General features: G+C 40.0%; 29 protein-coding genes and 1 riboswitch. Of the genes, 24 read left to right on the plus strand and 5 right to left on the minus strand.

All coding sequences use genetic code 11. The features are described from left to right. Positions 1-3 precede the first annotated feature (3 nt). From thiI to ACFFGV_RS01755, 3 genes are all read left to right on the plus strand, one after another. The gene (gene thiI / locus ACFFGV_RS01745) at positions 4-1,209 is read left to right on the plus strand and encodes a tRNA uracil 4-sulfurtransferase ThiI (protein ID WP_377345837.1); all 1,206 of its coding nucleotides are present in this window, start codon (positions 4-6) and stop codon (positions 1,207-1,209) included. A 76-nt stretch (positions 1,210-1,285) separates the two neighbouring features. Next, positions 1,286-1,480, plus strand: a complete 195-nt coding sequence (locus ACFFGV_RS01750) for an alpha/beta-type small acid-soluble spore protein (RefSeq protein ID WP_377344848.1) — start codon at positions 1,286-1,288, stop codon at positions 1,478-1,480. Between the two features lie 125 nt (positions 1,481-1,605). After that, positions 1,606-3,189 (plus strand): amidohydrolase, encoded by a 1,584-nt coding sequence (locus ACFFGV_RS01755; RefSeq protein ID WP_377344849.1) that lies wholly within the window; start codon positions 1,606-1,608, stop codon positions 3,187-3,189. Between the two features lie 68 nt (positions 3,190-3,257). On the opposite strand, the gene ACFFGV_RS01760 is transcribed toward ACFFGV_RS01755, so the two are convergent. Further along, positions 3,258-4,061 (minus strand): NAD kinase, encoded by an 804-nt coding sequence (locus ACFFGV_RS01760; RefSeq protein ID WP_377344850.1) that lies wholly within the window; start codon positions 4,059-4,061, stop codon positions 3,258-3,260. A gap of 334 nt (positions 4,062-4,395) precedes the next feature. Between ACFFGV_RS01760 and ACFFGV_RS01765 the strand changes: the two genes are divergently transcribed. The 9 genes from ACFFGV_RS01765 to ACFFGV_RS01805 all read left to right on the plus strand — a co-directional run bounded on the left by ACFFGV_RS01765 (position 4,396) and on the right by ACFFGV_RS01805 (position 11,126). Then, positions 4,396-5,046: a DUF2953 domain-containing protein gene (locus ACFFGV_RS01765; RefSeq protein WP_377344851.1), complete on the plus strand. Its 651-nt coding sequence runs from the start codon at positions 4,396-4,398 to the stop codon at positions 5,044-5,046. Positions 5,047-5,067: 21 nt separating this feature from the next. Next, the gene (gene ytfJ, locus ACFFGV_RS01770; protein ID WP_377344852.1) at positions 5,068-5,583 is read left to right on the plus strand and encodes a GerW family sporulation protein; all 516 of its coding nucleotides are present in this window, start codon (positions 5,068-5,070) and stop codon (positions 5,581-5,583) included. 109 nt (positions 5,584-5,692) lie between these two features. Continuing rightward, positions 5,693-6,193, plus strand: a complete 501-nt coding sequence (gene tpx, locus ACFFGV_RS01775) for a thiol peroxidase (RefSeq protein ID WP_377344853.1) — start codon at positions 5,693-5,695, stop codon at positions 6,191-6,193. A gap of 146 nt (positions 6,194-6,339) precedes the next feature. Further along, positions 6,340-7,323, plus strand: coding sequence for a class I SAM-dependent methyltransferase (locus tag ACFFGV_RS01780; protein WP_377344854.1), 984 nt, complete (start codon positions 6,340-6,342; stop codon positions 7,321-7,323). A gap of 128 nt (positions 7,324-7,451) precedes the next feature. Further along, positions 7,452-8,648, plus strand: coding sequence for an acetate kinase (locus tag ACFFGV_RS01785; protein WP_377344855.1), 1,197 nt, complete (start codon positions 7,452-7,454; stop codon positions 8,646-8,648). Between the two features lie 136 nt (positions 8,649-8,784). Continuing rightward, positions 8,785-9,612: an EcsC family protein gene (locus ACFFGV_RS01790; protein WP_377344856.1), complete on the plus strand. Its 828-nt coding sequence runs from the start codon at positions 8,785-8,787 to the stop codon at positions 9,610-9,612. After that, positions 9,612-10,109: a MogA/MoaB family molybdenum cofactor biosynthesis protein gene (locus ACFFGV_RS01795; protein ID WP_377344857.1), complete on the plus strand. Its 498-nt coding sequence runs from the start codon at positions 9,612-9,614 to the stop codon at positions 10,107-10,109. Before ACFFGV_RS01790 ends, ACFFGV_RS01795 begins: the two co-directional genes overlap by 1 nt. A gap of 313 nt (positions 10,110-10,422) precedes the next feature. After that, positions 10,423-10,510, plus strand: a riboswitch (cyclic di-GMP riboswitch). Positions 10,511-10,535: 25 nt separating this feature from the next. After that, positions 10,536-10,694 carry an anti-repressor SinI family protein gene (locus ACFFGV_RS01800; RefSeq protein WP_377344858.1) on the plus strand — a complete coding sequence of 53 codons (159 nt, stop codon included), beginning with the start codon at positions 10,536-10,538 and terminating at the stop codon, positions 10,692-10,694. Between the two features lie 78 nt (positions 10,695-10,772). Continuing rightward, positions 10,773-11,126, plus strand: a complete 354-nt coding sequence (locus ACFFGV_RS01805) for a helix-turn-helix domain-containing protein (protein ID WP_377344859.1) — start codon at positions 10,773-10,775, stop codon at positions 11,124-11,126. A gap of 64 nt (positions 11,127-11,190) precedes the next feature. Here ACFFGV_RS01805 and ACFFGV_RS01810 read toward each other — a convergent pair whose 3' ends face one another. Beyond that, positions 11,191-11,637, minus strand: coding sequence for a universal stress protein (locus tag ACFFGV_RS01810; protein ID WP_377344860.1), 447 nt, complete (start codon positions 11,635-11,637; stop codon positions 11,191-11,193). A gap of 118 nt (positions 11,638-11,755) precedes the next feature. On the opposite strand from ACFFGV_RS01810, the gene ACFFGV_RS01815 reads away from it, so the two are divergent. Next, positions 11,756-11,914, plus strand: a complete 159-nt coding sequence (locus tag ACFFGV_RS01815) for a hypothetical protein (RefSeq protein WP_377344861.1) — start codon at positions 11,756-11,758, stop codon at positions 11,912-11,914. A gap of 21 nt (positions 11,915-11,935) precedes the next feature. Here ACFFGV_RS01815 and ACFFGV_RS01820 read toward each other — a convergent pair whose 3' ends face one another. Further along, positions 11,936-13,285: a purine-cytosine permease family protein gene (locus ACFFGV_RS01820; protein WP_377344862.1), complete on the minus strand. Its 1,350-nt coding sequence runs from the start codon at positions 13,283-13,285 to the stop codon at positions 11,936-11,938. 66 nt (positions 13,286-13,351) lie between these two features. Between ACFFGV_RS01820 and ACFFGV_RS01825 the strand changes: the two genes are divergently transcribed. The 10 genes from ACFFGV_RS01825 (at position 13,352) to ACFFGV_RS01870 (ending at position 22,186) form a co-directional block, all read left to right on the plus strand. Then, positions 13,352-14,119, plus strand: a complete 768-nt coding sequence (locus ACFFGV_RS01825) for an SDR family oxidoreductase (RefSeq protein ID WP_377344863.1) — start codon at positions 13,352-13,354, stop codon at positions 14,117-14,119. Between the two features lie 112 nt (positions 14,120-14,231). Further along, positions 14,232-15,347 (plus strand): alanine dehydrogenase, encoded by a 1,116-nt coding sequence (gene ald, locus ACFFGV_RS01830; protein WP_377344864.1) that lies wholly within the window; start codon positions 14,232-14,234, stop codon positions 15,345-15,347. A 207-nt stretch (positions 15,348-15,554) separates the two neighbouring features. Next, on the plus strand, positions 15,555-16,070 hold the full coding sequence (locus ACFFGV_RS01835; RefSeq protein WP_377344865.1) for a DUF4178 domain-containing protein: 516 nt from the start codon (positions 15,555-15,557) through the stop codon (positions 16,068-16,070). A gap of 14 nt (positions 16,071-16,084) precedes the next feature. Next, positions 16,085-16,753, plus strand: coding sequence for a PspA/IM30 family protein (locus tag ACFFGV_RS01840; protein ID WP_377344866.1), 669 nt, complete (start codon positions 16,085-16,087; stop codon positions 16,751-16,753). A gap of 82 nt (positions 16,754-16,835) precedes the next feature. Further along, positions 16,836-17,501 (plus strand): DUF4247 domain-containing protein, encoded by a 666-nt coding sequence (locus ACFFGV_RS01845; RefSeq protein ID WP_377344867.1) that lies wholly within the window; start codon positions 16,836-16,838, stop codon positions 17,499-17,501. Between the two features lie 26 nt (positions 17,502-17,527). Further along, complete coding sequence (locus tag ACFFGV_RS01850) at positions 17,528-17,923, plus strand: DUF350 domain-containing protein (RefSeq protein ID WP_377344868.1); 396 nt, start codon at positions 17,528-17,530, stop codon at positions 17,921-17,923. Positions 17,924-18,010: 87 nt separating this feature from the next. Further along, positions 18,011-19,558 carry a polyamine aminopropyltransferase gene (locus ACFFGV_RS01855; protein WP_377344869.1) on the plus strand — a complete coding sequence of 516 codons (1,548 nt, stop codon included), beginning with the start codon at positions 18,011-18,013 and terminating at the stop codon, positions 19,556-19,558. Positions 19,559-19,633: 75 nt separating this feature from the next. After that, positions 19,634-20,314, plus strand: coding sequence for a metal-dependent hydrolase (locus ACFFGV_RS01860; protein WP_377344870.1), 681 nt, complete (start codon positions 19,634-19,636; stop codon positions 20,312-20,314). A 241-nt stretch (positions 20,315-20,555) separates the two neighbouring features. Then, positions 20,556-20,792, plus strand: a complete 237-nt coding sequence (locus tag ACFFGV_RS01865) for a hypothetical protein (protein WP_377344871.1) — start codon at positions 20,556-20,558, stop codon at positions 20,790-20,792. 80 nt (positions 20,793-20,872) lie between these two features. Then, positions 20,873-22,186 carry a DRTGG domain-containing protein gene (locus ACFFGV_RS01870; protein ID WP_377344872.1) on the plus strand — a complete coding sequence of 438 codons (1,314 nt, stop codon included), beginning with the start codon at positions 20,873-20,875 and terminating at the stop codon, positions 22,184-22,186. Between the two features lie 78 nt (positions 22,187-22,264). On the opposite strand, the gene ACFFGV_RS01875 is transcribed toward ACFFGV_RS01870, so the two are convergent. Then, positions 22,265-22,570 carry a YtpI family protein gene (locus ACFFGV_RS01875; RefSeq protein ID WP_377344873.1) on the minus strand — a complete coding sequence of 102 codons (306 nt, stop codon included), beginning with the start codon at positions 22,568-22,570 and terminating at the stop codon, positions 22,265-22,267. Between the two features lie 127 nt (positions 22,571-22,697). Between ACFFGV_RS01875 and ACFFGV_RS01880 the strand changes: the two genes are divergently transcribed. After that, positions 22,698-23,651: a DHH family phosphoesterase gene (locus ACFFGV_RS01880; protein ID WP_377344874.1), complete on the plus strand. Its 954-nt coding sequence runs from the start codon at positions 22,698-22,700 to the stop codon at positions 23,649-23,651. 64 nt (positions 23,652-23,715) lie between these two features. Here ACFFGV_RS01880 and ACFFGV_RS01885 read toward each other — a convergent pair whose 3' ends face one another. Next, positions 23,716-23,910, minus strand: a complete 195-nt coding sequence (locus ACFFGV_RS01885) for a YtzJ family protein (protein WP_377344875.1) — start codon at positions 23,908-23,910, stop codon at positions 23,716-23,718. Positions 23,911-23,921 lie beyond the last annotated feature (11 nt).

The following is a 23,921-nucleotide window of genomic DNA, read 5'->3' on the forward strand; positions in this document are numbered from 1 at the left end:
ATGATGCAATACAATCATATATTAATTCGATACGGTGAGATGGCGTTAAAGGGCAAAAACAAAAAGCACTTTGTTGGTCAGCTTTCTCACAATGTTAAGTTTAAACTAAAGAAATTCCCAAATATTGAACTGACCAAAACACATGACAGAATGTACGTTCTCTTAAACGGCGAGGAGCCACAGCCCATTATAGAGGTATTGAAGGATATCTTCGGAATTCAATCCATGAGTCTTGCTTTAAAGGTGAATAGCGAGGAAGAAGCTATTAAGGAGGCTGCATTACACACCTTAACAGACCCAGCTGGTGTAAAAACATTTAAAATTTCAACGAGAAGAGTGGATAAACAATTTCCTATTAATTCTCAGGATATGAATCGTGTCCTAGGCGGTCACCTACTTCAATCAACAGACGGATATACAGTTGATGTCCACCAGCCTGATATTGAAATTTCAGTAGAAATTAGAAAAGAAGGGACATATATCACCTCTGAGAAAATTCAAGGGGCAGGCGGGCTGCCAGTTGGGACAGCTGGTAAAAGCCTATTACTCTTGTCAGGAGGAATCGATAGTCCTGTTGCAGGGTATTTAACAATGAAGCGAGGTGTGGAAATTGAGGCAATACACTTCCATTCACCTCCTTTCACAAGCGAGCGGTCGAAGCAAAAAGTGATCGATTTGGCTAAGAAATTAACAAGATTCGGACATAAAGTCAGGCTGCATGTAGTTCCATTTACAGCATTGCAGCAATCAATGTTCAGGCAAATACCCCAGCACTATGGCATGACTATTATGCGCAGACTCATGCTGCAAATTAGTGAACGTGTGGCTGAAAAAGAAGGTATCCTGAGCTTTACGACCGGTGAAAGCTTAGGGCAGGTCGCCAGTCAAACAATGGAGAGTATGCACACCATTAATCAAGTAACAAATTATCCAATTATCCGACCTTTAGTAGCTATGGACAAGCTTGATATCATTGATATTTCTAAGAAAATTGATACGTACGACATATCCATTAGACCATACGAGGATTGTTGTACTGTCTTTGTTCCGAAGCAACCAAAAACAAAGCCAGATAAAGAAAAGGTTTCAGGAATAGAAGCACAAATAGACTACGGAGAAGAATTTGAGAGAACAATTGAAAATATTGAAGTGTTAGAGTTTTATGATGAAGAAGCGGAAGAGGTCAATGAATTTTCCGACTTATTCTAATGTATTGGTAAAATTTGATTAGTATTCACCCCTTATGGTTGCGCACCCTAGTTAGTAACAAGGAGGTGAATTCATCATGGCATATAACAACTCTAACCAACTTGTAGTACCTGGTGTACAACAAGCATTAGATCAAATGAAAACTGAAATTGCTCAAGAATTTGGCGTACAACTTGGTCCAGATTCTACAGCTCGCCAAAACGGTTCTGTTGGCGGTGAAATCACAAAGCGTCTAGTACAAATGGCTGAACAGCAGTACAGCGGAAAATAATACGAATAAGATTGGCTAGGAGGGCAGTGAAAACACTGCTCTTCTTCTTTATATAGTTTGTCTTCCATTTTCATCCTGTATATGCTAAGGTACAACAAAAAAGTATGACAAGGGAGTTGCACAACATGGGAGAATTGTGGTTTGGAGGAACAATATATACTATGGAGCACGAGCAGGACACAGTCGAAGCGGTCTATGTGGAGAATGGTGTGATACAAGCTGTGGGCGATGAACATAAGCTAAGAAATCATTACAAAGCTAGTGTCTTGCAAGAAATCAATTTACAAGGGCAAGTCATGTACCCGGGGTTTGTAGACAGCCATCTTCATTTGGTGGGCCATGGGGAAAAGCTGATGCGGTTACATTTAGCGTACTATACTTCCAAAGAGGAAGTAATCCAGGCTCTATCCCAGCAAGTGAGACATTTAGAAGCAGGACAGTGGTTAATTGGTGAGGGCTGGAATGAGAATCAATGGGACACACCAACACCGATTCATCGAAGAGAACTAGATCTTATATCAACCGAGCATCCTATTATGCTATCTAGAGTATGCAGACATGCTTTACTTGCTAACAGTAAAGCAATGGAGCTGGCTGGAATAACCGAACAAACCTCTCATCCTCAAGGTGGAAAAATAGAGAGGGATGCCAATGGATTGACTGGTCTATTTCTGGATACAGCTCAGGATTTAATTAAGAAAGCAATGCCCTCTTTCAATCAAAGCTATATTGAACATGCTATACGATTAGCCGTAGAGGATCTCCTAAGGCATGGAATTGTAGGAGGACATACAGAAGATTTGGCCTATTATGGATCGTTTGACCAAACCTATAAAGCATTTAAGAACATTATTTCAGAAGATAAGATTAAGTTTCGCACCCATTTATTAGTTCATCATGATGTTATAGAGAATATGCAGCATTGCGGGATTGTTCAAGATACTGACTTTGTAGAGTGTGGAGCGATGAAGGTGTTTTCAGATGGTGCTTTAGGTGGGAGAACAGCCTGGTTATCAGAGCCGTATCAAGATGATCACAATAATACAGGAATCCCGATACATAAATCCAAAGATTTGGAAGCACTTGTACAGCAGGCAAGGAACTATCACATGCCAATAGCTATACATGCCATTGGGGATAGGGCAGTAGAGGAAGCGGCTAATGTGCTTGTAGCATATCCTTCCACATCTACTCTCCCAGACAGGATTATTCATGCGCAGGTTATGAGGGATGAACTGTATGATAAGATAAAACAGGGCAATATCATCATAGATATCCAACCTACTTTTGTTTCCTCTGATTTCCCCTGGGTTTTAGATCGATTAGGGCAGCATCGTGAACCACAGGCATATCCATGGAAGACTTTCTTAGAGCATGGAATTGTATGTGCCGGTGGTTCGGATGCACCCATTGAAGAGATTAGTCCAATTCAAGGCATTCAGTCTGCCATTACCCGTACTTCCTACTTAGACCATAAAGTGTATGGCGAAGAGCAGCGGCTAACACCTTTTGAGGCTGTCTCATTATATACTACTGCTCCTGCACAAGCAATCGGGCAGGCGAATAGAAAGGGACAGATACAGGAAGGGTACACAGCAGATTTTACGATTCTAGACAGAGATTTGTTCACAATTGACCCAGAAAACATGTTACAAGTTTCTGTCACCAAAACCGTTGTAGACGGAACCATTATGTATGAGAATATATAGAACGATACATTTGTTGAATTCCATTAAAAAAGGACGACCTTAAAATGTCGTCCTTTTTTAATCTGATTTTATAGAAAAGTTCTTTTTACCCGTTCCCAATAGGAGTTATTCTTGAGCTTAATCGTCTTTACTATCCTGTCACTCAGCGTAATTGTTATATCCGTCATGTTGCGGATAGGTAATGCTTCATTGTCTACTCCAATGATGGGGTAATCATTACCATCCTGCTCCATCTGAAGAACAAGCTTTCTTTCTCCGCCAAGGATAAAGGAAGAGCCCAATGTTCTAAAGCGATTATTATTTAAAGAAGCTAGTTCTGATACTTGAAAACAAGGGATTTTAGGATCTACAACGGCACCACTGATGGATTTATTATAAGCAGTACTTCCAGTAGGCGTTGCTACAATCAGTCCGTCTCCTCGAAAACTCTCAAAATGCAAATCATCGATATATACATGCAAGCTAATAGTTTTAATTAAACTAGAGCGAATGCTTACTTCATTTAAGCAGTAGAAGGAGGAGCTGTTGTTTACATTAGCTTCAATAACAGGGAACCTTCTTACCTCAAGCTCTTCATATTTCATCGATTCTACCATCTCATTAAAGTGTTCCATATTGAAATCACAATATAATCCGGCATCAGCACCAGCATGCTTAATACCAGTGTATAGACAATCCTGACGGAAGCCTGTCTGTCTTACGGCCTGTAAAAACATTCCGTCCCCACCCACGCTCACAATAATGTTTGCGTCTTCAGCAGAATCGACAATATGAAAGCCATTTTCTACTGCTAAATCAAATAATGGATTAAGTTTCTCCTGTAATTCTTTATCTTTTTTGTAAAAAAAGTATAGATTCTTTCTTTCTGCCATATGTATCCCTCCAACGAATCATTTGCATTTATCATACCAAAAAAGAAATCGATTTCATAGAACTCCTGCTAAGGTGATCGGTTGGCAAACGTAATTGCTTGTTCTGTATTGAGCTTTAATGTCTCGTCTTAAAGTGGGGAAATATAGGCAGGGATGGAGTGCTTTTCCGTCGATAAACGTAACGAACCTGTTCTATATATTTTTTCACAATTACGTTTTCCCCGATAACCATATCATTCTCCTCCAAATAGTCGTTAGCAGTCCCGTTAAAATAACGATTTAGGTTTAAACTGTAGCAGACTGGCTTACACTGTGAAGGTGAGGAGGGTGACGTATGTGGATGATTGGCATTATTTTATTTCTAATTTTAAATCTTTGTATCATCATCCTGTCTAAATTGCGTTTATCGTTACTTTATCTACATAAGGATGATAAGGATTTTGTAAGGCTTGAGCTCCGCTTTCTTCATTTTGTAAAAATAAAAAAAGAAATTCCATTAGTTGCATTTGATAAAGAGGATATGTCGATTAAAACGGAAGAGAAGACAGAAGTGGGCAATCAGAATAAGGGAGAGGAAAGTAAAAATTATACCCCTAAAGAAATACTGCATCGTATAAAGGAGTTTCAGTCTGCTCTACAACGAGTAGTAGGGATGCACCGTATTATAAGAAGGTTTCTACGAAAAGTCTCTATTCATTCCTTCCAATGGGAGACGCAGGTAGGATTACCATCTGCCAGCACTACAGGAATGGTATGTGGGGCGATTTGGGCTGCTAAGGGCTCTGTAGTTGGAGTGCTTTCTCATTTTATGCAGCTGAAAACGAGACCGGATATGAAGGTGACTCCTTTTTTTCAGCAAACGCATTCCTATACAAGACTAGAGTGTATGATTTCGTTTCGTTTTGGGCAAGCTATTTTCGCAGTATTTCAAATCGTCCGGTACACACGCGGGAAGGTACCTAAGTGGAGAAGAAAAACGGCGTAGTTACTTAAAGGAGGAATAATCATGTCAGAACATCCTATCCAAGGTCTTATGACCACGGCAATGGAAAATTTGAAAGATATGATTGATGTAAATACCATAATTGGTGATCCAGTGGAAACACCAGACGGCAGTACTTTAATCATTACTGTTTCGAAAGTAGGATTCGGCTTTGCAGCAGGTGGTAGTGAATTTTACATGGACCAGCAAAAACATGGACAGAACCAAGGCCGATCAAACAATGGTAGCAACGGTCAAGGAAATCAGAGCGAAAGCGAGCTTCCATTTGGTGGAGGTAGTGGGGGTGGAGTCTCAATTACTCCTATCGCATTTCTAATTGTGAATAAAACTTCAGGTGTAAAGATGATTCATCTTGATGAGCATACCCATCTCTATGAGCGTTTACTGGATCTTGCTCCTCAAGCTGTGGAGAAGATTCAAGAAGCTCTTGGTAAGAAACATCAATCGGACCAGCACCAAAATGGTCGCTCCTCCTCTAGTGGCGGAGAAGGAAATGGGAACCAAAATTACTCCTGGTAATGGATATGATTAGACATATAGGAAAACTGCCTTCATAATTAGAAATGGAGGCAGTTTTTGATAGGAACTGCACAATCTAATGAATGATAATCATGAGGGAGGAATTATCGTGGCAAACGTAACATTTAAAAACAACCCAGTAACTCTAGTAGGAGACGAAGTAAAGGTTGGAGAAAAGGCTCCTGCATTTACAGTTCTTGCAAATGACTTATCAGAGGTTTCATTAGATGATTATAAAGGCAATGTGAAGCTTATTAGTGTAGTCCCATCTCTTGACACAGGAGTTTGTGATGCACAAACACGTAAATTTAATGAAGAAGCAGATAAGCTAGATAACGTAAAAGTACTTACTGTAAGTATGGATCTTCCATTTGCACAAAAGCGCTGGTGTGGAGCTAATGGTATTGAGAACGTAGACACATTATCGGACCACCGTGATGCTTATTTTGGTGAAGCATTTGGTGTGCTTATTAAAGAAATGCGCTTGTTAACTCGTGCCGTATTTGTTGTGAATAGCGAAGATGAAGTGGTATATGCTGAATATGTTCCCGAAGCAACAGATCATCCGAATTATGAGGCAGCACTTCAAGCAGCTCAAGAAGCAAAATAAGCTAACCTAAGCCCGGCACTCGTGCCGGGCTTTCTTGTGAGATAGAATTGAATGTGAAACGGAATAAAAATTGTATTCTGCTTTATTCTACCTATCATCTTTTGCTAGAATAGGGAAGGTTAAAGACAGGATAGGAGGTTAATGAATTGACAGAATCCATGACAGAGCAATTATATAATTGGATAGATGAAGTGTCTGAGAAGATTGGGGAGGAACACGACCACCCTTATATAGATTTATTGCCGATGGCGGCGCGTGTTTTATTTGAGCAGCAAATTCCTGAGGAATATAGTGATAATTTACGTGCGTACATGAATGATAAATTGTCGGTAATTAACTTGGAGGAATACAATAAGGAAGAGGTACGTAAAGCTGTTCAGCTTGCTACATTAAAAGGGATGAAAGGCTACACTCAGCAGCAGCATATGATTACACCTGACTCTGTTGCTATTTTTATGGGATATATTTTGGAGAAGCTTCTCTCAGACCTATCTGAGCTGCGGTTATTTGACCCTGTTGTAGGAAGCGGAAATTTAATAACAGCAGTTATTAATCAATTGGATAAAAATGTGGAAGCCTATGGTAGTGATGTAGATCAATCGCTATTACAGCTAGCCTTAATGAATGCTGATTTGCAGCATACATCCGTGGAATTCTTTCACCAGGATAGCTTACAGCCATTCTTATTAGAGCCGGTAGATAGTGTGGTTGCGGACCTTCCAGTAGGGTATTATCCTGACGATGTACAAGCCAGTAAATTTACTATGAAAGCACCTTCTGGCCATACCTTTGCCCACCACTTGTTGATGGAACAAAGCATTAATTATCTGAAGGAAGGCGGTTTTGGTGTATATTTAGTACCAAACTTCTTATTTGAAAGTGATCAATCTGAACTGCTTCACGATTATTTCCAGCAGCATGTGCACGTCGTAGGTGTACTTCAGCTTCCGGATTCCATGTTTAAGAAGGAGCAATTTGGAAAGAGTGTGCTAATTCTTCAGAAGAAAGGTACGCATACCAAGGCGCCAACGGAAGCATTATTAGCGAAGCTGCCCGCCTTCTCGGATGCTGAAGCAATGAATGAAATGCTTGAGAAAATCAACGCTTGGTTTAAAGAATATAGAGGGTAAGAATTGTGAGAAAATAAAGATTTTGGACGGAAAGCGTTGCCAATTTCACAAGCGACTTGAAAAGGTTCATAACGGGTGTTTAAATGGATAGTGGTAAACTTGAACCTAGTATAAGGGGATGAAGAATAGTGAGCAAAACGTTAGCAATTAATGCAGGTAGTTCTTCCTTGAAATTCCAGCTAATTGAAATGCCAAATGAAGAAGTGGTAACTAAAGGATTAGTAGAACGAATTGGCTTAGAAGACGCTGTATTTACAATTGAAATAAATGGCGAGAAAGACAAAACAGTAACAGATATTCCAAATCACGAACGCGCAGTAGAAATTCTAGTCGATAAACTTACTAGTACTGGTGCTGTTCAGTCGTTAGATGAAATAGAAGGTATTGGTCATAGAGTAGTACATGGAGGAGAGCGCTTCAGTGATTCTGCGTTAGTAACAGAAGATGTTATTAAGGAAATAGAAGAAGTATCCGACCTAGCTCCGCTTCATAATCCGGCTAACCTTACAGGCATTCGTGCGTTTCAACAAATTTTGCCTAATGTACCGGCTGTTGTTGTATTTGATACGGCTTTCCACCAATCCATGCCGGAGCAATCATATCTTTACAGCCTTCCTTATGAATATTATGAGGAATATGGAATTCGTAAGTATGGCTTCCATGGAACTTCCCATAAATATGTGTCCCAACGTGCTGCTGAAATGCTAAATCGTCCGATTGAACAGCTACGGGTTCTTTCCTGTCACCTTGGAAATGGAGCGAGTATTGCAGCTATTGAAGGGGGAAAATCCGTCGATACATCCATGGGCTTTACACCTCTAGCAGGTGTTACGATGGGAACTCGTTCAGGTAACATTGACCCAGCGTTAATTCCATTTATTATGGAGAAGACTGGCAAATCAGCTGAAGAAGTGCTTCACGTTTTAAATAAGGAAAGTGGAATGCTTGCTATCTCAGGTTTCTCCAGTGACCTTCGTGATATTAAGGATAAAGCAGAAGCGGGGGATGAGCGTTCTGAGCTAGCTCTTGAAGTATTCGCCTCTCGCATTCACAAATATATCGGTTCCTATGCTGCCCGCATGCATGGATTGGATGCTATTGTATTCACTGCTGGTATTGGCGAAAATAGCGATGCTATTCGTGCTAGAATATTAAAAGGTCTAGAGTTTATGGGTGTATATTGGGATCCAGCTCTTAACCAAACCCGTGGAGAAGAAGCATTTATCAGCTATCCGCATTCTCCAGTAAAAGTAATGGTTATTCCAACAAACGAAGAAGTTATGATTGCTCGTGATACGGTTCGTTTAATTGAAGAAAATAAATAGATACACAAAGCTGCTTGCGCATAATAACGTAGGCAGCTTTTTTGTTTTATCTTTTATTCCTTGCTGCGCATGTTCGCATACCTAAGAAAATAAGCTACAATAAATATATACTCTAAGAACTAGGGGGCGTTTATAGGTGAGTGAGCAAAAAGTGTGGGAGGATATAAAGCATTGGGAAGATCAATGGAAGGACTATAGGGCAAATGACTTTGAGATGCTGTACGAACAATGGATGCAAAAAGCATTTGCTAGTATGAAGGGAAAGAATAAAAAAACGTTTTTCCACCGCATGGACCAATGGTTATTCCATACACATTCCTACATACAAGGGACTGCGTTTCAAAATGAAGCGCGAGAACGAATTCTCACCAGTGGTCGTATTTTTGTGCCTGATGTGGAACATTTGGAGGATATGAAGGAATTATCCATTGACCAGCTTACCTATTTAGCGTATCAACATATTGCGAAAGGCAAGATGTACTCTTTTGCACAAGGGGGATTAACTGGCACGGGAGGGTATCTTCTGCTCGGAGTGGACTTTCCTATGATGATTATTTTAAATCTACGAGCTGTACAGTTAATAGGCCTTACATTCGGTTATGAAGTAAATCACCCCTATGAAATGATGCTTTCTCTTAAGATATTTCATGCTGCTACCCTCCCAAAGAGATTACAAAAAGGGGCTTGGGATCAACTCAAAGAAGAGCTGAATCATTACTCCTCTCCCTTTATATATGCAGGAGAGGATGCGTTAACAGATGAGACATGGCTTGAACAGCCATTGAAGCAAAGCATGAAGTCCATGTTCATTCTAATGTTTAGAAAGAAAATGATTCAAGGTCTTCCGATTGTGAGCATGGTTGTAGGAGCTACCCTCAATTATCAGTTGACGAGACAGGTTACGGAGTTTGCATTAAGGTTTTATCAATATCGTTACTTACTAGAGCAAGGAGAATGGGAATAATGTCTATAGATAGTAAAGATGGAGTGGGTCTAAATTGTAAAGTGATCACTATTTCAGATACACGTACAGAGCAAACCGATAAAAGCGGAAGGATTGTAAAGGAATATGTAGAGGGTGCTGGCCATAATGTTGTTGCTTACGAGCTTGTAAAGGATGAAGAGGCAGCCATTGAAGAGAGTGTATTAGCAGGCTGTCAGAATAAACATATAGATGTCATCATTACAAGCGGTGGTACTGGTATAGCCAAGAGAGATGTAACGATTGAAACGGTAGGAAGGTTGCTGGAGAAGGAAATGGTCGGTTTTGGAGAATTATTTCGCATGCTTAGCTTTACGGAAGATATCGGCTCAAAAGCTATGTTATCCAGGGCAATTGCTGGCGTTAGAGCGGAGACGGTTATTTTCTCTGCACCAGGCTCAAGTGGAGCTGTTACTCTCGCTATGAAGCGTCTTATCCTTCCAGAGCTTTACCATTGTGTAACAGAAGTAAGAAAATAACACTACGTGTGCCTTCTAGTACTCTGCAATCTTTATTGAAGCATTTTTCTTTTTCAACCTAACCTTGCTGCCGTTAATTGAATTTCCCTTCTTTATATCGACAGTAATATTGAATAATTAATAACCAAAGATAATATTTGGAGCTTGGAGAAGTATTAATAAAACTATCTTAACTTTATGAAACAGTATATAATATAGTTAATTTAATAACAGTTTTTTATGGCATTTAAAAAATTTTCCAAAAATTAATGTTCCTGACAAATTCCAACATCATTTTTAAGACAAGTTCTGTATAGTAATTCCATACAAGTCCTTCAGAAAAAGGCATACTAGCTGAAAGGCTGGGTCGCAAAGTCACAGGTCTACCGTACAGAGGGTACCATGACGGCTGGGCTACCTGAAATAATCAGGTTTGGAGGAGGCCATATGAGCGATATGAATACTAAGACGTATGAACTTGATCAAGAATGGCTTGAATTGATGAAGCAAGCCAAAGAAATGGGGTTGAGTAAAGAAGAAGTATCCATTTTTTTGAAGGCGGCGGGGAACAATAAACAGGCAATGAATCGATATAATATTCTTTAAAACGAATTGTTTGAAAAATGGAATGAAACCTATTAACGAAATGTGGTATACTTCATTTCAGGAAGTAGGTGAAGTGCCATGATAGGTGAAAAGATTAAAGCTATGAGGCAAGAAAAAAAGTTATCCTTATCTGAACTAGCAGAAAAAGCAGGCGTGGCCAAGTCTTATTTAAGTTCCATTGAACGAAATTTACAACAGAACCCGTCCATTCAATTTCTCGAGAAGATTTCTAAGGTATTAAATGTGCCTCTTGAACAATTGCTACATAGTAATAACCCTCATGAGTACGATGAAAATCTAGATCGGGACTGGGTTGATTTGGTGAAAGAAGCTCAACATTCAGGGGTGACGAAAGATCAATTTAAAGAATTTCTTGAATTTAACAAATGGAAATTGAACCAGGACCAAAACAATAAATCCAATGATAACTGAACAAACATCATATAGGAAGCAAATAAGGAGAGAGCATCCATTGATGCTCTCTCTTTATTTGCTTCTATTCTTTATCTGGCCGAATGACTAATACATCACAATTGGCATACCGGGTTATATGCTCAGAAACACTTCCTATAAAGAACCTCTCCACTGCATTTAACCCTGTTGCTCCACAGATAATTAGGTCGGCTTCGAACTTTGGGGCGACTTCTTTTGCGATTTTTACTTTAGGAGATCCATAGTCAATATCCACCTGAATGTGTTGCAAGCCCGCTTCTTTAGCCTTTCTCTCGTACCTTGCCAGTAATTCTGCTGCATATTTATCCGCACGCTCTGCTAAGGTACGATCGTAAGCCTCCACTGTTGCAAAAGCTCTTGTATCCACAACATGAGACACAAATAACGTAGCATCATTTCGTTTTGCAATCTCCACAGCCTTCTCAAAAGCATGTTCAGATGCCTCGGAACCATCTATAGCGACAACAATTCGTTTATATTCAAATGGCATATGGGTTCTCTCCCTTCACTTTTTTCTATTATAACATGGGGAAGGTGGTAAATGGAAAAAGGTGTGACGAAGAATCAGAAGGTTTTGTGACATACTATCACAAGGAGGTGTCACCAAAATGGGCGAAAAAAATAAACTTGGCTTACAATTTGATCCGGACGGGGAAAAAATGACGTCTGAGCAGCTTTCAGAAAGTTATCAAAGTGGTGTAATAGAAGAATTTGACCCACCTAAACAATCCGATAAAAAAGGTTCTCGTCAAGAACGAATGAAGTAAAAGGAAAAGCTCATCCTCCTCCTAAACGAAGGAAGATGAGCTTTTACATTTGGCTTTTGCAAGCAAACCATACAAAATACTTACAAGGACAAAGGTGATAAATCCTGGTGATATGGCGACGGGCAAAGCAAAATAACAAATAGTCCCGAGACCAATGGAGATGAGGGGGAGAATACTTATCCGGTTGTTTTCATTTATGGAGAGTAAATCACTATTTGAAATGCTGCTACGCTTAACATATAAGAAATCAATAACTATTACAGCTGAGATAGGTATTATCAGCCCTCCCAAGCCCGAGATAAATTGCTCTGCCTCATTTACTAATGCCGGAACAGAGCTGAACGATATTCCAAATATACCGAATAGGAGAGCGCTCTGCAGCCTGGTAAGGGAGGGGAACGTATTTAACAGACTGTATCCTCCTGTATAGGCATTACTCATATTGATGGATAGCATTGATAGGATAGCTGTCGCTGTAATAATAGCAATAAAAATAGGTATGCTAGTATGCTCGGAGGCAGAAACGTAAGGATTTAATTCCCCGAATAAATAAGCAGAGCCGCTGCCAAGAATCGCCGTCAGCATAAAACCGAAGCTATTCCCAAGCATTAATCCAATGGCCCCTTGACGAGGAGACTTTGCATATCTTGTCATATCTGCTGATGCACTTACACCAGAAATATATTGAACAAAGGCAAGACTTGCGTAAAAGGCCATAGCGGAAAAGGAACCGTGTCCTCCTTCTGGTGTAAGCGTAAATAATGAATGATTGCTTTCTGATGTAGTAAAGTAGATATATAGCATTGTCCCTTCCCCGGCTAATAAGAGAGGAAGGAAATACGTAGTGGCTCTTTTTACTGCTTCAAAACCGATGATAGCCAGTAATATCATGATGAGGGATATAGGGATAGAGAGCATTAAAAATGGATACTCTGTACCTGTTAACCTTACAATAAGTTGTTGAATGACATAGGTCCCTCCTATGGTCTGGACACTAAACCAGTATAAGGACGTAAGACTGCGAATAGGGGAGGCGAGAAATCGTGCACCTTTCCCGCCAAGCATCGTTCGAATGGCATACTGAGAAGGGAGTCCATATCTCCCGCCAGGTAAGGATAAATAGGAAACGAATATAAATGCAATAATAGCGCCAACACTTGTAGCTGCAATAGCAGAAGTGAACGAGAGTCCACCTTCTAATACAGCAAGGGCAGGGATAAGAAAGTTTCCAGCGTTGGCAGAGATAGCAATCTGAATAAACATATATCTGTACCACGGTGTAGTTCTCAAGGAGAAAGGTACTGCCTCTAATCCCATGGTCTCTATGACTTTTGATTGGATAGCTCGCTCTGATGTACTTATTTGACTCACTCCTTCAGCTCACCTCATTGTACATAAATAATGGAAGTATTGTAAATTAGTAAGGAGGAAAGTTTGATGCGACATGCCTTAATAACAGCAGGCTCAAAGGGATTGGGGAGAAAAGTAGCAGAACAGTTTATAGAAGCTGGATATAGTGTCACCATTTCTTATCGTCAGGATAAGGAAAAGGCAGAGGCCTTATGGAGTAAATACCCTGCCTTTCATAACCGTATTCAATGTGTACAAGCTGATGTAACTAAGAAAAATGATCTTATCTCCTTAGTAGATCAAGCGATGGAGGTGTTTGGACGCATTGATGTGCTTGTAAACAATGCCGGCCCGTATATTTTTGAGAGAAAGAAGTTGATGGATTATAGGGAACAAGAATGGGATGATATGATTCGAGGTAACCTAGATGCTGTTTTTCATCTTATGAAGAAAGTGGTTCCTATCATGAGAAATCAACAGTTCGGACGAATTATTAATTATGGATTTCAAGATGCCAATACAGCACCAGGTTGGGTGTATCGATCTGCATTTGCTGCTGCGAAAACAGGGTTAGTGTCCTTAACAAAATCAGTAGCTTATGAAGAAGCGGAAAATGGAATTACCGTTAATATGGTATGTCCTGGTAAGATTGAAGGAGAATTGAAAGAAGGCGCTATAGCCGATAGTAGATTGCATCATGACCCACACACACCAATTGGAAGACCTGGGTCAGGAGAAGATATATCCAGAACAATCCTGTTCCTGTGTAATGATAATTCTGATATGATTACTGGAACCATAATGGAGGTAACAGGAGGTGTTGATGTTATTCACAAGTATCGCAAGCAAAAATAGATAGGATAAAAGAAGGGAATTTGTTACAATGAAAAGGCTTACAATAATCGTGCTTTTTCATCTGAACAGGGGATGCTAATAAGGTGATTTATACTGGGAGGTTGTGTAACAAATGAAAATAGGCATACCAAGAGAAATCAAAAATAATGAAAACCGTGTAGCGATGACGCCAGCGGGAGTCATGACGCTGAAGGATGCGGGCCACGAATTATATGTAGAAACTTCAGCTGGTGCTGGGTCAGGATTTACAGATCAGGAATACATAGAAGCGGGTGCAACTATAGTTTTTACCGCAAAAGAGGCATGGGAACATCCAATGGTCATGAAGGTAAAGGAGCCCCTGCCAGAAGAATATGAATACTTCCATGAAGGCCTCATGCTTTTCACGTATCTTCATTTAGCAGCAGAGCCAGAGCTGACCAAAGCGCTTATTGAACGTAAAGTAGTTAGTATTGCTTATGAAACTGTACAGTCAGCCAAAGGAACCCTGCCTTTGTTAACACCGATGAGTGAGGTAGCTGGGCGGATGGCTTCTCAAATTGGTGCCCAATTCCTCGAAAAGTCTCGAGGAGGGATGGGAATTCTCCTTGGTGGTATTCCGGGTGTTAGAAGAGGGAAAGTAACGGTAATAGGCGGAGGAGTAGTAGGTACAAATGCTGCGAAAATAGCAATGGGATTAGGTGCAGATGTAACCATTATCGATCTCAATCCAGAGCGCTTAAGAGAATTGGACGATATCTTTGGTTCTTCTATTAATACATTGATGTCCAACCCGTTAAATATAACAGAAGCATTACAAGAATCAGATTTAGTTATCGGTGCTGTCCTTATTCCAGGCGCTAAAGCACCAAAGCTAGTTACAGAGGATATGGTCAAACAAATGCCGGATGGGTCTGTGATTGTAGATGTTGCCATTGATCAGGGTGGAATTTTCGAAACAACGGATCGTATTACTACACATGATAATCCGACCTATGAGAAACATGGTGTTCTTCATTATGCGGTAGCTAATATGCCTGGTGCTGTCCCTCGAACCTCTACTATTGGCCTAACAAATGTAACTGTTCCATATGCCCTTCAGTTGGCTAAGAAAGGCTATAAGAAAGCATGTACTGACAATGAAGCGTTATTAAAAGGAATTAATACGCTAGACGGTTTTGTTACCTTTAAAGCAGTAGCTGAAGCACATGGTTTGAATTATTGCGATGCCCATACCTTATTAACGTGAGTGTGTGGACAAGCAAATGCTTGTCCACCTAATTATGTCTCTCCTACCATAGCTGTTCCATACAAAAGTGCCGTTTGCTTACTCCTCATCAATCTTTTTTTACCACGAGCAAAAAATACATCAAAATATTAAAAAAGTGAAACGTTTCTTAAGACGCATACGTAATACATTACTGAAACGAAAGTCACATAGAAAAGAGGTGAATGCATGGGATGGTTTTCTAAGCTGTTTTCAAACAAAAAGTCGAACAACAACTCGTCCGTTACAGAACGAACCCCTTTAAACATTAAGATAGGGGATATTGTAACCTATGATCTTGTGGATTATGAGGTAGTAGGGAAAATAATCTATCAGGATGGCTCCTATAAATGGTATTCCTATCAATTATTAGAAGGACGTAATACGCTCTGGCTCGCTGCTGAAATGGATGAATCTCTAGAGCTTGGAATCTATCGGAGCATTCCCTTACAAGTATCAAAGCCTTTTCCTGAAAAACTGGAGTATGAGGGAATAACTTACTACTTAGAGGAAAAAGGGGAAGCGCGTGTTACAGGAGAGGGAAGAAGCGAGAATATTAATGGCAGAACTACACACTACGCCGATTATATAGATGACACTGAAGAGAAATTCATCAGCTTGGAAACGTGGGGCTCTGAAATAGAAGTTAGTGTAGGGCACGCCATTCAAGAATTTGAAGTATCCATTATTGCAGGTTCACAATAAAAGGAGGATATTACATGTTTAAATTTTTTAAACGAGTAGGAACAGTTGTTAACTCTGAATTAAATGCTATGCTGGATAAAGCAGAGGACCCAGTGAAAATGCTTGATCAATTTATGCGGGATATGGAAGCGGATATCAGAGAAGCCGAAAGTGCTGTTGCTAAACAAATAGCTAATGAAAAAATGCTGAAGCGAAAATATGATGATGCTCATGCTCTTGTGGAAAAACGTCAGCAGCAGGCAGAAAAGGCAATTGAAGCAGGAGATGAAGATCTAGCGAGAAGAGCTTTGGAGGATAAAAATAATCAAGAGGAGCAGGCAAACTCCTTAAAAGACTCTTATGATCGTGCAAAAGCAGATTCAAGCTCTCTTCGTCAGAAGCTTGATGAGATGAAGAAAGAATATCAAGAGATGAAACTGAAGAAGGATTCCTTAAAAGCACGGGCTGAGTCTGCTAAAACCCGTACGAAAATGAATCGGACTATGTCAGGGATTAATAGTGATGAATCGCGCCATGGTTTTGAACGAATGGAAGAAAAGGTAATGCAGTATGAAGCAGAAGCCGAAACAAGTGAAGATCTATCAGAGTCTAGTCGATCTCTAGATGATGAATTTGAGAAGCTTGAAAAGAATGGCGTAGATGATGAATTGGCTGCCTTAAAAAAGAAGCTAGGGAAAGAATAAGAGATAATCTGTAGATGATTGGTCTCCATTTGGAGGCCAATCCTTTATTGTGTCTGTTTGTAAGGAAAGGAGGGAGTCATAAATGACAAGGAAGGTAGCATTTCTGCCACTTCTATTAAGTATGCTGCTTCTTATTACAAGTTGTGCTCAGGGAAGCTTCACAAATACAAATAGTGGAATTTCTGGAAGTGATACATATGAATTTCCTGATGAACCGGAGAAAAGCAGTATTGAACAAACCATTCAGCAAAAGAGTTATGCTTCTGCGAAGGAGCTGGTGTCCAGTACATTCCCATTATTTGATAATGTGAAAGGGGACAATAATGATGAAGCTCGTATTTATGTGACAAGGCAGTTTACAATAGATGAAGTGTCCTCTATTGTCACAGAACAATTCAAGCCAGAGAGAGAAAGTGATAATAAGGAAGGGAAAAAGGTGCTTATTTACCCGGATTACTTTATTACGCTGCAGCAAAGTGAGCAGAATGAAGATGCTGTTTTAATGGAGATTGCATCCGATCAGTTTGTTCGGAATAATTATTCTCCAGACTTCTTTGATGGATTGTTAGCTCTATGGATTTTGGATGAGGTTTTAGATGTAGATGACTGGCATAAAAAGCGAAAAAATAATTGTTTGACTGGCAGTTGTTATGGTGGATATTCAGCAAGTAAATATAAAGCCCCATCTCAAGGAGGCATCCGTGGATCCTCTGGTACAAGAGGTGGCGGTCCAAGTACTGGTAAGTAAATATAGATTAGATAGGAGTGACTAATATGCAAGATTTAATTTTTACGTTGTTATTTTTCTTTGCAGCTATTGTAGTGGTTGTCGTTGGACTTGTTATTTTTGAAAATCTGACAAGAAAGTATAAAGACTGGGAAGAAATTCAAAATGGTAATACAGCAGTAGCATTGTCCGTTTCAGGAAAGATTATCGGAATTTGTATTATTTTATCTTTTGCCATTTATAATTCATTGCAAATATGGGATACCTTGATTTGGGGAGCTGTCGGTGTTGTGCTGCAAATGTTAGCCTACTTAATCTTTGAAGGACTAACCCGTAAATTCTCTGTGGAGGAGAAATTGCATGAAAACAATATCGCTGTGGGAATTGTTTCCATGGGCGTATCTATTGGGCTGGCCTTTGTCGTAGGAGCTTCTATTACCTAATACGTGAAACCAACAAATCCTGCTGCTTATGGTAGCGGGATTTACTATTTGTAATAAACGAAGGTTTGGAATGGAGGGGAGAACCCCGTGGATGCGACTGCTAGAAGAAAGAGTACAATTATCTATTGGGCATCAGGTATAGTGTCCATTTGTGGTATTATTTTTGAAGTCTTGTTTGGAGCATTAGGCTCATACATATTAGGGGATGGCGTTAAGCAATATACCCTTACCATATCCTTGTTTTTAACTGGGATGGGGGTAGGTGCTTCCTTAAGCGAACGGGTGAACCGACATTTAATAACGCGGTTTGTCATGGTGGAATATGCGGTTGCTCTCATTGGGGGCTTCGCTAGTCTGACTATGTTTGGTGTAACTGCCTATAGTGCAGGTGGTGCAGATGCATTTTATTTATATATGGTTACTTTTCTAGTAGGCGGCCTAACTGGAATTGAATTACCGATTCTCATTCGTAAAGCAAATGAACTAGGAGTGGAGCTAAATAAAAGCACAGCCCGTGTCCTTTTTTCAGATTATGCGGGAGGATTAATTGGTGGTCTTTTATTCGTGTTCCTGCTTCGTCCGCAAATGGGAATGGTCCAGAGTGCATTTGTAGTTGGTTGTATTAATTTAGGAGTTGCTTTCACAGTACTGTACCTCTTTCGTAAAGAAATTAACCACCCTAAGAAATTGGCAGCAGTTGGTATGATAATTGGAGCTGGATTGATATGGGGAGTGTTCTTTGGGGAGGCAGCAGCCTATTCCTTCGAAAAGAACTTATACAAGGACCCGATTATTCATACAGAGGAATCGGCTTATCAAAGAATTGTGTTAACCAAGGAACAAGGCGATACCCGCATGTATTTAGACGGTGCTCTTCAATTCAGCTCATCGGATGAGCATCGTTATCATGAACTATTAGTCCATCTTCCAATGTCCCATGCTCCAGAACCTAAGGACATATTGATATTGGGCGGAGGAGATGGGCTGGCTGTAAGAGAATTACTGAAATATGAGTCTATCCATTCTATCACGCTGGTTGACCTGGATCCCAGAGTAACGGAATTAGCTAACACGAATTATCACTTATTGAAATTGAATAAAGGGTCACTCCAAAATGAAAAGGTTACAGTTGTACACAAGGATGCATACGAGTATATCGAGCAAACAGATGATTGGTATGACGTTATTATTTCAGACTTACCTGACCCGAACAATGAAAGTCTAAACAAACTTTACACAAAAGAATTCTACTCCCTGCTGCGAAATCATCTAACAGAGGATGGAGCGATGATGGTGCAATCCACCAGCCCTGTGTTTGCAACCTCTGTGTATTGGACAATAACTGAAACAATAGCAGCAACAGGACTCAAAGTAGAGAATTTTCATGTGGATATCCCAAGCTTCGGTAATTGGGGCTTTGTGCTCGCAAGCAGGGAGCCAATAGAAAAGGAACGTCTAGAGGTAACGGTGGAGACTGATTTCTTAACGACAGAAATGATTCCCTCGCTTACTTTTTTCGGTAAAGATGAGGACTCTATAATAGATAAAAATGGATCTAGAGTACAATGGAAACCAAATACTTTAATTGAGCCGCATTTAATTGAATTATATGAACAAGCATGGAAGGACTATTAAACGGGTAGAGGAATAGTGGAGAGTCTATTGAATTGTATCAATAGATCATAAACAACATAAAGGAGAGGGTTATACATGAACGTATCCTATCATGGACATTCAGTCGTAAAAGTGGAAACAAACGAACACACTATTTTAATCGATCCTTTTATTACAGGAAATGAAACCTGTGATCTCGATGCATCAACTGTTCAAGCAGACATCATTCTACTAACCCATGGTCATAACGATCATGTGGGAGATACAGTAGATATCGCGAAACGCAATGAATCCTTCGTAGTGGCACCATTCGAACTAGCAACCTATCTTGGTAATCAAGGGTTAAATACTCATCCGATGCATATTGGTGGAGCTCATGAGTTCGAATTCGGAAAAGTGAAATTCACACAAGCGTTTCATGGTTCTGCCTATACAGAAGAGGACGGAACAATTGTGTATACAGGAATGCCAACTGGAATCCTCTTTACGTATAATGGCAAAACTATCTATCATGCAGGAGATACAGGTCTCTTTTCTGACATGAAGCTAATAGGTGAACGCAATGACATAGATCTGGCGTTCCTGCCAATCGGAGACAATTTCACTATGGGACCAGAAGATGCTGCCCTTGCAGCTGATTGGATTCAAGCAAAGCAAGTTGTTCCTGTCCATTATAATACCTTCCCGCTCATAAACCAGGATGGGAAGGCGTTTGCTAATTCATTAGCAAATAACACAGGTAAGGTAATGGAAGTCGGAGAAACTATATCTTTATAAATGAAATATTAAAGAGGCTGACGCTACTAGAGCGTCAGCCTCTTTTTATGAGAATCGTTAACCTGTAACCGAGTTGAGTGGTAGGAAATAGCAACGCCTCCTGCGGTTTCACACTAAGTGAAGGTCGTTACCAGAGCAACGGAAAAGAAAAGCTTATTGCTGAATAAGGATGATTACGCATTATTTATGTGAAGTGTGCATACATTAGGACGAGGTTCTTTATCGTTAAGGGGGAAAGATAATGAGACAAAATGCACTACTTCGGTTACTGCTTGCTTGTTTCTTGTTATATATGGCATGGCCTTTCTTAAGGGTACAGGGTGAGACACTGGCTAATTATTTTTGGATAGGCTGGATGGTATTTTTCGTATTAGTAGCTGGTGGAAATCTTGCCTTGCTACTGCAACTATCGAGTCCACCTAAGTTTAAAGAGCCATCTCTTGAAGGCAAAAAGCAACTATCTCATGGAAAAAATTGAAGCGCATTTCATTCATCTGTATAATAACAATAGACCCCATATAGACTAGTACAGTTTCCAAAGGAAAGATTGGTGAATGAATGGCAACTAAACACGAACAAATTTTAGAACACATAGAGTCGTTGACGGTTGGAAATAAAATTTCCGTGCGCGGTATTGCCAAAGTCCTTCAAGTAAGCGAAGGAACGGCTTATCGTGCCATTAAAGAGGCGGAAAATCAAGGATTAGTAAGTACCATAGAGCGGGTAGGTACCATTCGGATTGAACGAAAAAAGAAAGATAATATTGAGCGCTTAACCTTCGCGGAAATAGTTAATATTGTGGAAGGACAGGTTCTTGGTGGACGAGCAGGGCTATATAAAACACTGAATAAATTTGTAATCGGTGCGATGAAATTAGATGCCATGATGCGCTACACAGAAGCAGGGTCTCTTCTAATTGTTGGGAATAGAACAAACGCTCATGAGTTGGCACTTCAGGAAGGGGCTGCTGTCTTAATCACAGGTGGCTTTGACACAGATGAACATGTGAAGCGGTTAGCGGATGAAAAGGAATTGCCTATCATCTCTTCTAGCTACGATTCCTTCACAGTAGCTACGATGATAAACAGAGCTATATATGATCAAATGATCAAAAAGGAAATCGTTTTGGTCGAAGATATTTATACTACGCTGGAAAACTCCTTTTTCCTTTACACCGATGATAGAGTAGAGAAATGGCACGAAATGAATGAACGTACTACACATAATCGTTACCCTGTGGTCGATAATCAAATGAGAGTGGTCGGTATGGTTACTTCTAAAGATATTATCGGAAAAGACCGTAACATGCTGGTAGAGAAGGTGATGACCAGAAAGCCAATGACCGTACAAACTAATACATCCCTTGCTAATGCAGCTCATATTATGGTGTGGGAAGGCATCGAAGTAATGCCGGTTGTAAATCAGAATCAGAAAATTCAGGGGCTCATTTCACGTCAGGATGTTTTAAAAGCTCTACAGCATTTACAGCGACAGCCTCAAGTTGGCGAAACGATAGACGACCTTGCTACAGGTCAATTAGTCGAAACCGTTGATGAAAATGAGGAAACAATGTACCAGACAGAGGTTACACCGCAAATGACCAATCAGCTGGGTACCCTTTCCTATGGGGTCTTCACCTCTTTAGTAATCGGAGCAGGCAGCAGGCTGCTTCATCAACATAAAAAGGGAGACCTAGTAGTAGAGAATCTATCTGTTTACTTTATTAAACCAGTTCAATTAGAAAGCATGCTGGAAATTAAGCCAAGGATACTGGAGGTCGGGCGAAAAGTAGCTAAAGTGGATGTGGAAGTATTTAATGAAGAAGCGCTAGTAGGGAAGGCGCTTATTATGGCACAGCTTATCGACCGATAAGCTGCCTTCATACTATTAGTAAGCTATAGGTTGTGTAACCGTATATAAAAAGAGAATCCTGGCACTTGCCAGGATTCTCTATGAAGTACTCTCTTGCTCCATTCTCTCTTTTAGCTGTTTACCGTAAAACCGTGTAGTTTTATATCCATATACTAATTGGGTAACCCCAAAAAGAAGAAAAACAATACAAATATATAAAGCTAACTTGGACTGAAGGGCAGCATATTGATTTATTCCAAACGCCGTCATGAAAATACCAAGAGCAATTCGGGCTTTGGCGTTGGTGTACTCTTGAGTGAGAGGATCTTTCCTACGCCATATAGCTACTTTGAAATAAAAGTAAATAACAAAAGAGAGCACGATAATAATAGGGAAGATGACCATATGTTTATCAACCTTTCCGTTTGTAACCGTAACTTTTTCTATTGTATCTATATTTAGAAAAATATGCTACCGATTTTTTTCCTGATATGGTTAAATAGTAATCAAACAGACAAAGGAGTTTCCCAATATGTGTAAAGAATCCATTATTAAAACGATCCAAGAATTTAATACCATTATCATACATCGGCATGTACGACCTGACCCGGATGCACTTGGTTCTCAAAGTGGTTTAGCTGAGCTAATCCGAAATACATATCCAGACAAGACAGTGCACTTAGTAGGGGAAGCGGAGGAGTCCTTAAGCTTTTTATCTACAATGGATACAATAGAGGATGACGTGTTCCAAGATGCCCTTATCATCGTATGTGATACAGCTAATCAAGCTCGAATAAGCGATCAGCGCTATAATCAAGGCAGTAAGCTAATTAAAATCGATCATCACCCTGAAGTGGACGCCTATGGAGATATTCAATGGGTAGATACGACGGCTAGCTCTGCATCGGAAATGGTGTACGAACTGTATGCTTATAGTAAAGAAGCGGGACTGCCATTAACAATGTCTGAAGAAGCTGCTCGCCTATTATATGCTGGTATAGTAGGGGATACGGGCCGCTTTTTATTTCCTAGCTCTACCAAGCGAACGCTTCAAATTGCAGCTGAGCTAGTGGCTTATGATTTTGATCGTTCTTCTCTTTACGATGGAATGTATAGGACGAGCCACAAAATAGCCAAGTTAAAAGGATATATATTACAAAACTTTACTGTATCTGATTCTGGTTTAAGCACAGTACAATTAACCAAAGAGTTATTAGAAAGATATGATATTACCGCTACTGAAACATCTGCGCTGGTTGGTGTGCTTGGGGATATTGAAGGAATTCTTGCTTGGGTTATTTTTGTAGAAGAAGAGGAGCAAATACGTGTCCGTCTCCGCTCGAAAGGACCTGTAATTAACGAAGTTGCAGCTAAATATAATGGTGGAGGACATCCAATGGCTTCTGGCGCAACGATTTACTCTTGGGATGAAATGGAGAATGTTATTTCAGACTTGAAGGATGTCTGTCAGGCCTATACTAGTTAATTTGTATATATATACAAAGAATAACGTCTGGAATATATATTCCAGACGTTCCTATGTGTACAAATTAATTTGCTTTTCTATGTTCAGGAATAAACCAGCATCCACTGTCTGTTTGATCCATTAGTACTGTAATGTTTCGTTTGTCCAGCTCCCGTTTTAATAGACGGATGAGTTCTTGTGATTCGGCATAAGCGGTTTGACCATTTAATAGTCGTTCAATCTTGTCTTCTAGCAACCTTCTCCGGTTCATGTATAACATAAACACTCACC

The organism is Pontibacillus salicampi (assembly GCF_042434395.1).
Classification (GTDB): Bacteria; Bacillota; Bacilli; order Bacillales; family BH030062; genus Pontibacillus; species Pontibacillus salicampi.

What these genes read in the sequence shown, in the direction of transcription:
- thiI (WP_377345837.1), top strand. Translation starts at nt 4, where the DNA reads ATGCAATACAATCATATATTAATTCGATACGGTGAGATGGCGTTAAAG.
- ACFFGV_RS01750 (WP_377344848.1), top strand. Translation starts at nt 1,286, where the DNA reads ATGGCATATAACAACTCTAACCAACTTGTAGTACCTGGTGTACAACAA.
- ACFFGV_RS01755 (WP_377344849.1), top strand. Translation starts at nt 1,606, where the DNA reads ATGGGAGAATTGTGGTTTGGAGGAACAATATATACTATGGAGCACGAG.
- ACFFGV_RS01760 (WP_377344850.1), bottom strand. Translation starts at nt 4,061, where the DNA reads ATGGCAGAAAGAAAGAATCTATACTTTTTTTACAAAAAAGATAAAGAA.
- ACFFGV_RS01765 (WP_377344851.1), top strand. Translation starts at nt 4,396, where the DNA reads ATGTGGATGATTGGCATTATTTTATTTCTAATTTTAAATCTTTGTATC.
- ytfJ (WP_377344852.1), top strand. Translation starts at nt 5,068, where the DNA reads ATGTCAGAACATCCTATCCAAGGTCTTATGACCACGGCAATGGAAAAT.
- ACFFGV_RS01795 (WP_377344857.1), top strand. Translation starts at nt 9,612, where the DNA reads ATGTCTATAGATAGTAAAGATGGAGTGGGTCTAAATTGTAAAGTGATC.
- ACFFGV_RS01800 (WP_377344858.1), top strand. Translation starts at nt 10,536, where the DNA reads ATGAGCGATATGAATACTAAGACGTATGAACTTGATCAAGAATGGCTT.
- ACFFGV_RS01805 (WP_377344859.1), top strand. Translation starts at nt 10,773, where the DNA reads ATGATAGGTGAAAAGATTAAAGCTATGAGGCAAGAAAAAAAGTTATCC.
- ACFFGV_RS01810 (WP_377344860.1), bottom strand. Translation starts at nt 11,637, where the DNA reads ATGCCATTTGAATATAAACGAATTGTTGTCGCTATAGATGGTTCCGAG.
- ACFFGV_RS01815 (WP_377344861.1), top strand. Translation starts at nt 11,756, where the DNA reads ATGGGCGAAAAAAATAAACTTGGCTTACAATTTGATCCGGACGGGGAA.
- ACFFGV_RS01825 (WP_377344863.1), top strand. Translation starts at nt 13,352, where the DNA reads ATGCGACATGCCTTAATAACAGCAGGCTCAAAGGGATTGGGGAGAAAA.
- ald (WP_377344864.1), top strand. Translation starts at nt 14,232, where the DNA reads ATGAAAATAGGCATACCAAGAGAAATCAAAAATAATGAAAACCGTGTA.
- ACFFGV_RS01835 (WP_377344865.1), top strand. Translation starts at nt 15,555, where the DNA reads ATGGGATGGTTTTCTAAGCTGTTTTCAAACAAAAAGTCGAACAACAAC.
- ACFFGV_RS01840 (WP_377344866.1), top strand. Translation starts at nt 16,085, where the DNA reads ATGTTTAAATTTTTTAAACGAGTAGGAACAGTTGTTAACTCTGAATTA.
- ACFFGV_RS01845 (WP_377344867.1), top strand. Translation starts at nt 16,836, where the DNA reads ATGACAAGGAAGGTAGCATTTCTGCCACTTCTATTAAGTATGCTGCTT.
- ACFFGV_RS01850 (WP_377344868.1), top strand. Translation starts at nt 17,528, where the DNA reads ATGCAAGATTTAATTTTTACGTTGTTATTTTTCTTTGCAGCTATTGTA.
- ACFFGV_RS01860 (WP_377344870.1), top strand. Translation starts at nt 19,634, where the DNA reads ATGAACGTATCCTATCATGGACATTCAGTCGTAAAAGTGGAAACAAAC.
- ACFFGV_RS01865 (WP_377344871.1), top strand. Translation starts at nt 20,556, where the DNA reads ATGAGACAAAATGCACTACTTCGGTTACTGCTTGCTTGTTTCTTGTTA.
- ACFFGV_RS01870 (WP_377344872.1), top strand. Translation starts at nt 20,873, where the DNA reads ATGGCAACTAAACACGAACAAATTTTAGAACACATAGAGTCGTTGACG.
- ACFFGV_RS01875 (WP_377344873.1), bottom strand. Translation starts at nt 22,570, where the DNA reads ATGGTCATCTTCCCTATTATTATCGTGCTCTCTTTTGTTATTTACTTT.
- ACFFGV_RS01880 (WP_377344874.1), top strand. Translation starts at nt 22,698, where the DNA reads ATGTGTAAAGAATCCATTATTAAAACGATCCAAGAATTTAATACCATT.
- ACFFGV_RS01885 (WP_377344875.1), bottom strand. Translation starts at nt 23,910, where the DNA reads ATGTTATACATGAACCGGAGAAGGTTGCTAGAAGACAAGATTGAACGA.